The sequence below is a fragment of the Nocardia cerradoensis NBRC 101014 genome (assembly GCF_000308535.1).
Lineage (GTDB): Bacteria > Actinomycetota > Actinomycetes > Mycobacteriales > Mycobacteriaceae > Nocardia > Nocardia cerradoensis.
The window spans coordinates 1-8,200 of the sequence record NZ_BAFW01000234.1 but is presented as its reverse complement, the minus strand read 5'-3'; the positions used below and the strand labels follow the sequence as shown (position 1 = coordinate 8,200).

Genomic DNA, 8,200 nt, shown 5'->3' with positions numbered 1-8,200 from the left:
GCGCCCGCCCCGTTCGGTCTGCAGAATCTGCCGCCCGAGGTCGCCGGCCCGCTCTCGCACGCCGAAGAGGTGCTGAAGGGTATTCAGCAGCAGCTCGCGCCCGCCCAGGCCGTGCGGCCGGTGGCCGGGGTCGTGAGTTCCGGCTTCGGTTCCCGGTGGGGCGCCATGCATTACGGTGTCGACTTCGCCGATTCGATCGGTACTCCTATTCATTCGGTGGAGAACGGCACGGTGATCGACGCCGGTCCCGCCTCGGGCTTCGGGCTGTGGGTCCGGGTCAAGCAGGACGACGGCACCACCGCGGTGTACGGCCACGTCAACGACATCCTCACGCACGTCGGCCAGCGGGTGAACGCCGGTGACGTGATCGCCACCGTCGGCAACCGCGGCAACTCCACCGGCCCGCACCTGCATCTGGAGATCTGGGATCCCAGCGACGTCAAGATCGATCCGGCTCCCTATCTGGCGAGCAAGGGCGTCGTCCTGTCCCAGCAGTCGTGGGGGGCGGGCGAATAGCGCCCGCGCTGTCGTCGGCCGCCCGGCTCGGCCGGCCGCGGGGGGTTGATGCATTGACTGGTTTGTACGAGTTGTTCGATTCCGGCTCCTTGCACGGCCGCACCTATACGGCTCTGGTGCAGCATCCGCGGTCCAGCCTGTCGGAACTGGCGCAATATCTGGAGTGCTCCCGTGAGGCGGTCGCGGCCGCGCTGGACACACTGTGCGAGATGCAGGCCGTGGTCCGGATCGAGATCGACGACACCGTCCGCTGGGACGCCCACGCTCCCGAGGCCCTGTCGGAAGCCGAATCCCGCCGCCGCCAAGCCGAAACCGCGCGTATGCACGAGGCCGCGGCCCGACTCGGTGAGACGTTCCGCTCGGTTCGGCGCACCACGCGCGGCGACGGCACGGTCGTGCCGATGTACGAGGCCCGCGAGGTGGTCGCCGAATTCGAGGATCTGCAGCGGGCCGCGCGCAACCGGATCCGGATGATCGACCGGGGCCCGTATCTGTGCGAGGGCGAGCGCGCCGCGCGGCTGTTCGACGTGCGCTCGGCGCGGATGTCGGCGGGCGTGCGCTATCAGACGCTGTATCAGGACACCATCTATCAGGATCCCGATCGGCTGCGCTTCGCGCTGCAGGCCAATACCGCCGGAGCGCAGGCACGCACCCTGCCCGATCCGCCGTTCAAGGTGATCATCGCCGACGACGACCGCGCGGCGCTGATGCTGCATCACGACGAACGCCGCGGCGATCCGATGGGTCTGCGCATCGCGGCCTGCCCGACGCTGGACGCGATCGTGCACACCTTCGAGGTGTTGTGGTCGCTGGCCGCGCCGATCTCGGTGAATCCGGACCAGCCGCTGGACGAACGCGACCGGGCCATCCTGACCCTGATGGGCTTGGGCGCGACGGACGACACCATCGCCCGGCGGCTGGGCATGTCCCGGCGCACGGTGGTCCGGCGGACCGCCAGCCTGCTGGAACGCCTGGGCGCCAGCACCCGGTTCCAGGCCGGCGTGCAGGCGATCCGCCGCGGCTGGCTGTGACATGCGGCCGCTGGTGCGGCTGTGACTAGAGTCACGGAGGTCGACGCGGGGTGCAACATCGAGGCACCCTGGCAGCGATGAGAACTAGGAGCACCGGCGGGTTGCGGCCGTAGATCGGCCGTCACCCGGGGGCTCAGCCATCCTTATATGATTGCTCGGACCGCGCGAGGGGGTGTTGGACCGTGCGGACCTGCTGGACGCGAGAGGTGAAGACACTCGAATGGATACTGCCCGCCGTTCCGCTCGTGGAGGTCGTCGCCGCCGGTCGGGCAGCCCGCTTTTCGGTCAGCTGCTGACCGCTGCGGTGGAATCCGCCGCGGACGCGGTAGCGATCCGGTTCGATCCGACCGGTGAGCCGGCCGATGCGCGGCAGCTGACCTATCGAGAGTTGGACGAGGCGTCCTCGCGCCTGGCCCGGGAACTCATCGCGCGCGGTATCGGCGCGGGCGACGTGGTGGCCATCGGCATCGCGCGCTCGATCGAATCGGTGCTCGCGGTGTGGGCGATCGCCAAGGCGGGTGCCGCCTACGTGCCGGTCGATCCGGCCTATCCGCCCGACCGCATCGCGCATATCGTCGCCGATTCCGGCGCCGTCCTCGGCCTGACCACCGGCGCGTATCGCGGTGCGCTCGGCAGTGGCGTGTACTGGCTCGAACTCGACGATCCGGTTGTCTCCGAGCGGATCGCCTCGCATCCGGCGCATCCGATCTCCTACACCGACCGCGTGCGCCCGCTCACCGAGGCGCATCCGGCCTACGTGATCTACACGTCCGGTTCCACCGGCCGCCCCAAGGGCGTCGTGGTGACGCACGCGGGTCTCGGCGGACTGGTCGCGGCCGAGCGCGAGCACTACGGCGTGACCGAGGGCGCCCGGGTACTCCACGTCTGCTCGCCCAACTTCGACGTCTCGGTGCTTGAACTGCTGCTGGCCTTCTCGTCGGGGGCGACCCTGGTCGTCTCCCCGCCGGACGTGTTCGGTGGTTTCGAGCTGGCGGATCTGCTGCGGCGCGAACGCGTTTCGCACATGCTGATCACGCCGGGCGCCTTGGAGTCGGTGGACCCGGCCGATCTGCCCGACCTCGAGGTCGTGGTGGTCGCGGGTGACAAGTTCGGTCCCGAGCTGGTCGGGCGCTGGGCGCGCGACGGCCGCCGCTTCTACAACGGTTACGGCCCGACCGAGGCGACGATCCTCGCCACCTCCACCGCAGAAATGGCTGCCGACCAGCCGATCACGATCGGTACCGCGATCTCCGGAGTCGGGGCCTACGTCCTCGATTCGCGGCTTCGTCCCGTGCCGGCAGGCGTGGTCGGGGAGCTCTATCTGGCCGGCCCGGCGCTGGCGCAGGGCTATCTGAATCGGCCGGGGCTGACCGCCGAGCGGTTCGTCGCCAGTCCGTTCGGCGCGGAGGCCGGCCGGCCCGGCGGACGGTTGTATCGCACCGGCGACCTGGTGCGCCGCAACGAATCCGACGGCACCATCGAATATCTGGGCCGCTCCGACTTCCAGGTCAAGATCCGCGGTTTCCGCATCGAGCTCGGCGAGATCGACAACGCGCTGACCGCCCATCCGGATATCGACTTCGCCGCCACCATCGGCCGCGCGCTGCCCTCGGGCGCGACGGCGCTGGTGTCGTATGTGCTGCCGCGTTCCGGGGCCGCGCTAGATATCGCGAGCCTGGACGATTTCCTGGCGGAATCGTTGCCCGCGTACATGATTCCGGCGGCGATCATGGCGCTGGACGAGATTCCGCTGACCCCGGTGGGCAAACTCGACCGCGCCCGGCTGCCGGAACCGACCTTCGCGGCCCGCGAATTCCGCGCTCCCGCCACCCCGGTGGAGGAGATCGTCGCCGAGGTCTTCGCAGCCCTGCTCGTCCCCGGCGACGGGGACAACCCCGGCCGGGTCGGCGCCGACGACGACTTCTTCGAACTCGGCGGCAACTCGCTGCTGGCCGCCCAGGCGGCGGCCCGGATCGGCTCGGCGCTGGGCGCCCGCGTACCGGTGCAGCTGCTGTTCGAGGCCTCGACCGTGGCCGCGCTCGCCGAACAGGTGGAACGCCACGCCGGAACCGGAACCGGGGAGCGGCTGCGGCCGATGACCCGGCCCGAACGCATCCCGCTGTCCTACGCGCAGCAGCGGATGTGGTTCCTCAACCGCTTCGATCCCGCCGGGGCCGTCAACAACATTCCGGTCGCGGTGCGGCTGAGCGGACGCCTCGACGTGGACGCGCTGCGGTCCGCGGTGCGGGATCTGGTGGAACGCCACGAGGTGCTGCGCACCGTCTATCCCGAACTCGACGGCGAGGGCTACCAGCAGGTGCTGCCGCTCTCGGATTCCCGTGCGGTACCGCGGATCCCGCTGGTCGAGGCGGCCGAGAACGAGGTGGCCACCCTGGTCGCCGAGACCGTCTCCGGCGGCTTCGACGTGACGACCGCGCCGCCGGTGCGCCTGCGGGTGCTGCGGCTGAGCGAGACCGAGCACGTGCTGGTGTGCGTGATCCACCACATCGCCGGCGACGGTTTCTCGATGGGCCCGCTCACCCGCGATCTGATGACCGCCTACCTCGACCGGGCGCGCGGCGGCCACCCCGAATGGTCGCCGCTCGCGGTCCAGTACGCCGATTACGCGCTGTGGCAACGGGAAACGCTGGGCAGCGAGGACGATCCCGAGTCGGTGCTCGCCGCGCAGATCGCCTTCTGGCGCCGCGAACTCGCCGCGCTGCCCGAGCAATTGGACCTCCCGGCCGACCGTCCGCGCCCGGCGGTCGCGTCCTACCGCGGCGGCACCCACGACTTCGAGATCGACCCGGCGGTGCACGCGGCACTGAACCGCCTCGCCCACGAACATCAGGCCACGCTCTTCATGGTCGTGCACGCCGCGCTGGCGGTCCTGCTGGCCCGCCTGTCCGGCACGCGCGACATCGCGATCGGCACCCCGATCGCGGGCCGCGGCGACGAGGCGCTCGACGAGTTGATCGGCATGTTCGTCAACACCTTGGTGCTGCGGACCGAGATCGATCCGGCACGCAGTTTCGAACAGGTGCTCGCCGACGTGCGCGGCACCGACGTCGCCGCGTTCGGCCACGCCGATGTGCCGTTCGAGCGGTTGGTGGAGATTCTCGACCCGGCGCGTTCGACCGGCCGGCATCCGCTGTTCCAGGTCATGCTGACGTTCCAGAACCTGTCCCGCACCGAACTGGAACTGCCCGGCCTCGCGGTGTCGGGTGTCGATCTGGCGATCGATTCGGCCAAATTCGACCTGCAGCTCGCCATGGCCGAGCGCGTCGACGAACACGGTGTGCCACAAGGTATCTCGGCATCGTTCAGCTATGCGACGGATCTGTTCGACGAGGCGACGGTGCAGGACTTCGCCGATCGCTTCCTGCGCATCGTGAGCGCTGTCGCGGCCGATGCGGCCGCGGTCGTCGGCGACGTCGACGTTCTCGCCCCCGGGGAGCGGGAACTGGTTCTGCACGAATGGAATTCACCCGGGGCGCTGGTCCCGCCGGTGACGCTGGTGGATCTGATCGAGGCGCAGGCGCAGCGGCGCGCGGGCGCGGTGGCCATCCGGTTCGGCGACACCACCGTCACCTTCGGTGAGCTGCTGCGGCGCGCCAATCGTGTGGCGCGCGCGCTCATCGCTCAGGGCGTGGGCCCGGAATCCCTGGTGGCGGTGGCGGTTCCGCGGACCGAGGAACTGCCCGTCGCGCTGCTGGGTGTCCTCCTGTCGGGCGCGGCCTACCTGCCGATCGACACCGGCTACCCCGCGCAGCGGCTGGAATTCATGCTGTCGGATGCCGAGCCGGCGTGTGTGCTCACCACGGCCGCCGTGCGGCCGGAACTGCCCGCCGCGGAACTGGCGACGGTGCTGCTGGAGGAGACCGGCAACTTCGCCGACGCTGCGATCACCGACGGCGACCGCGTGCGTTCGCTGCGCCCGGCCGATCTGGCTTATGTCATCTACACCTCGGGTTCCACCGGTGTGCCCAAGGGCGTGGGCGTCACCCATCGCAACGTGCTGGAGTTGTTCGCGAACACGCAGCTGCTGTTCGACTTCGACGAGACCGATGTGTGGACGCTGTTCCACTCCTTCGCCTTCGACTTCTCGGTGTGGGAGTTGTGGTGTTCGCTGGCCACCGGTGGTGCGGTGGTCGTGGTCGATCACCTGACCTCGCGTTCGCCGGAAGCGTTCCGCGAGTTGCTGATTCGCGAGCAGGTCACGGTGCTGAACCAGACGCCGTCGGCGTTCTATCAGCTGGCCGAGGCCGATCGCGCCGCGCAGAATCACACCGGCGGGGATACCGCGGTGGCGAGTGCGGGCAAGTTCGCCCTGCGCTACATCGTCTTCGGTGGCGAGGCCTTGGATCTGCGCCAGCTCGGCCGCTGGTACGAGCGGCACGGTTCGTCCGCGCCGCGACTGGTGAACATGTACGGCATCACCGAAACCACGGTGCACGTGTCGTTCCTGGCGCTCGACGAGGGTCTGGCCGATCATCCGGCCAGCGTGATCGGCCAGGCGCTGCCGGGCCTGGAAGCCTACGTCCTCGACGAACGCCTGCATCCGGCTCCCGTCGGTGTCGCCGGCGAGATGTACATCTCGGGACGCCAGCTGTCGCGCGGATACCTGGGCCGCCCGGGCCTGACCGCGACTCGATTCGTGGCGAACCCGTTCGGGGCGCCCGGTACGCGCATGTACCGCTCGGGCGATATCGGCCGCTGGGCCGGTTTCGACGGTGAGGCCGCCCTGGAATATGCCGGGCGCAGCGATCAGCAGGTACAGCTGCGCGGCTTCCGTATCGAACTGGGTGAGGTCGAGGCCGCGCTGTTGCGCTGCCCCGGCATCAGCCAGGCCGTGGCGGTGGTCCACTCCGATCACGACCTCGGTGACCGGCTGGTCGGTTACGTCGTCCCGGAGGCCGGGCAGGTCGCCGACCCCGCTGCGGTGCGCTCGGCGGTGGGCGAATTCCTCACCGGCTACATGGTTCCCGACGTGGTCATGGTGCTGGAGTCGCTGCCGCTGACTCCGAACGGCAAACTGGACCGGCGTGCGCTGCCCGAGCCGAAGGTGCTGGGGGAGCGCGAGTTCCGCGCTCCCGTCACGCCGGTCGAGGAAGCGATCGCCCGGGTGTTCGCCGACGTGCTCGGCGCCGACCGGGTCGGCCGCGACGACGACTTCTTCGCCCTGGGCGGCAACTCCCTGGTCGCCACCCGGGTCGTCGCACGGGTGAACGCCGCGCTCGGCGCCGCGGTCGCGGTCCGGGACCTGTTCGAGGCGCCGTCGGTGGAGCAGTTGGCGATTCGCGCCGAAGCAGCCGTCGCGCCCGCACAACGTCCCGCACTGGTGGCGGGGCCGCGGCCGGAGCTGGTGCCGCTGTCGCTGGCCCAGCAGCGGATGTGGTTCCTCAACCAGTTCGACACCGCCTCCCCGGCCAACAACATTCCCTTCGCCGTCCGGCTGACGGGTGAGCTGGACCTGACGGCGCTGCGATCGGCCGTGGGTGACGTGGTCGCCCGGCACGAGGTGCTGCGGACCGTCTACCCGGCCGTGGACGGCGTGGGGTATCAGAACGCGCTGCCCTCGTCCACGGTGCCGGATCTGCCGGTCGTCGAGGTCGGCGAAAACGCTGTGGTGGACTGGATCTCCCGCTTCGCGCTGCGCGGATTCGACGTCGCGGCCGAGGTGCCGTTGCGGATGGCGGTGCTGACGTCGGCCCCCGACGTGCACGTGGTGGTCGTGGTGACGCACCACATCGCGGCGGACGGCGCGTCGGTGGCGCCGCTGGTCCGGGACCTGATGACCGCCTACCTGGCGCGCATCTCGGGTGAGGCGCCCGCGTGGGCGCCGCTGCCGGTGCAGTACGCGGACTACGCGCTGTGGCAGCGGGAGCTGCTCGGCGACGAGAACGATCCCGAGTCGCCGGCGGCGCAGCAGCTGGCGTTCTGGCGCGCGGCGCTGGCCGACGCGCCGGAGCGGATCGACCTGCCCGCGGACCGGCCGCGGCCGCAGACGCCCTCGGGCGTCGGCGGGGTGTATTCGTTCGCGATCCCGGCGCAGACGCATCGCGCCGTGTCGGAGATCGCCCGCGCCCGCAACGCGTCCGAGTTCATGGTGGTGCACGCGGCCTTCGCGGCATTGCTGTCGCGGCTGGCCGGCAGCACGGATGTCACCCTGGGCGCCCCGGTGGCCGGGCGTGGTGAACGCGAGCTCGACGATCTCGTCGGCATGTTCGTCAACACCCTGGTGCTGCGCACCGAGGTCGAACCCGGCACGAGCTTCGTCGATCTGCTGGACCGGGTACGCGAATCGGACCTGGCCGCGTTCTCGCACGCCGAACTGCCCTTCGAGCGGTTGGTCGAGGTCCTGGATCCGGTCCGGGCGCCGTCGCACCATCCGCTGTTCCAGGTGGCGCTGTTCTTCCAGAACGTCGATGCCGCCCGGCTGGAACTGCCCGGACTGGCCGTCGAGGAGGTCGACTTCGACGGAGCCGTCGCGAAATTCGATCTGCAACTGACGATTTCGCCTGTCGACGGTGACCGCGAACAGCCGGCCGTCTTCACGTACGCGACGGATCTGTTCGACGAGTCGACGATTGCCGGATTCGCGGACCGTTTCGTGCGGCTGCTGAGCGCGGTCGTCGCCGATCCCCATGTCG

3 protein-coding genes are annotated in these 8,200 nt (G+C 70.0%); all 3 read left to right on the top strand.

Annotation, left to right across the window (positions count from 1 at the left end; genetic code table 11):
• On the top strand, positions 1-516 hold a 516-nt coding region (locus ON23_RS24320; protein ID WP_039781026.1), incomplete at its 5' end, for a M23 family metallopeptidase.
• A 53-nt stretch (positions 517-569) separates the two neighbouring features.
• Entirely contained in the window at positions 570-1,547 is a 978-nt protein-coding gene (locus ON23_RS24315; RefSeq protein ID WP_039781024.1) for a helix-turn-helix transcriptional regulator, read from the top strand.
• 220 nt (positions 1,548-1,767) lie between these two features.
• Positions 1,768-8,200, top strand: a 6,433-nt coding sequence (locus ON23_RS24310) for a non-ribosomal peptide synthetase (protein ID WP_039781027.1), incomplete at its 3' end; no start/stop codon positions are given.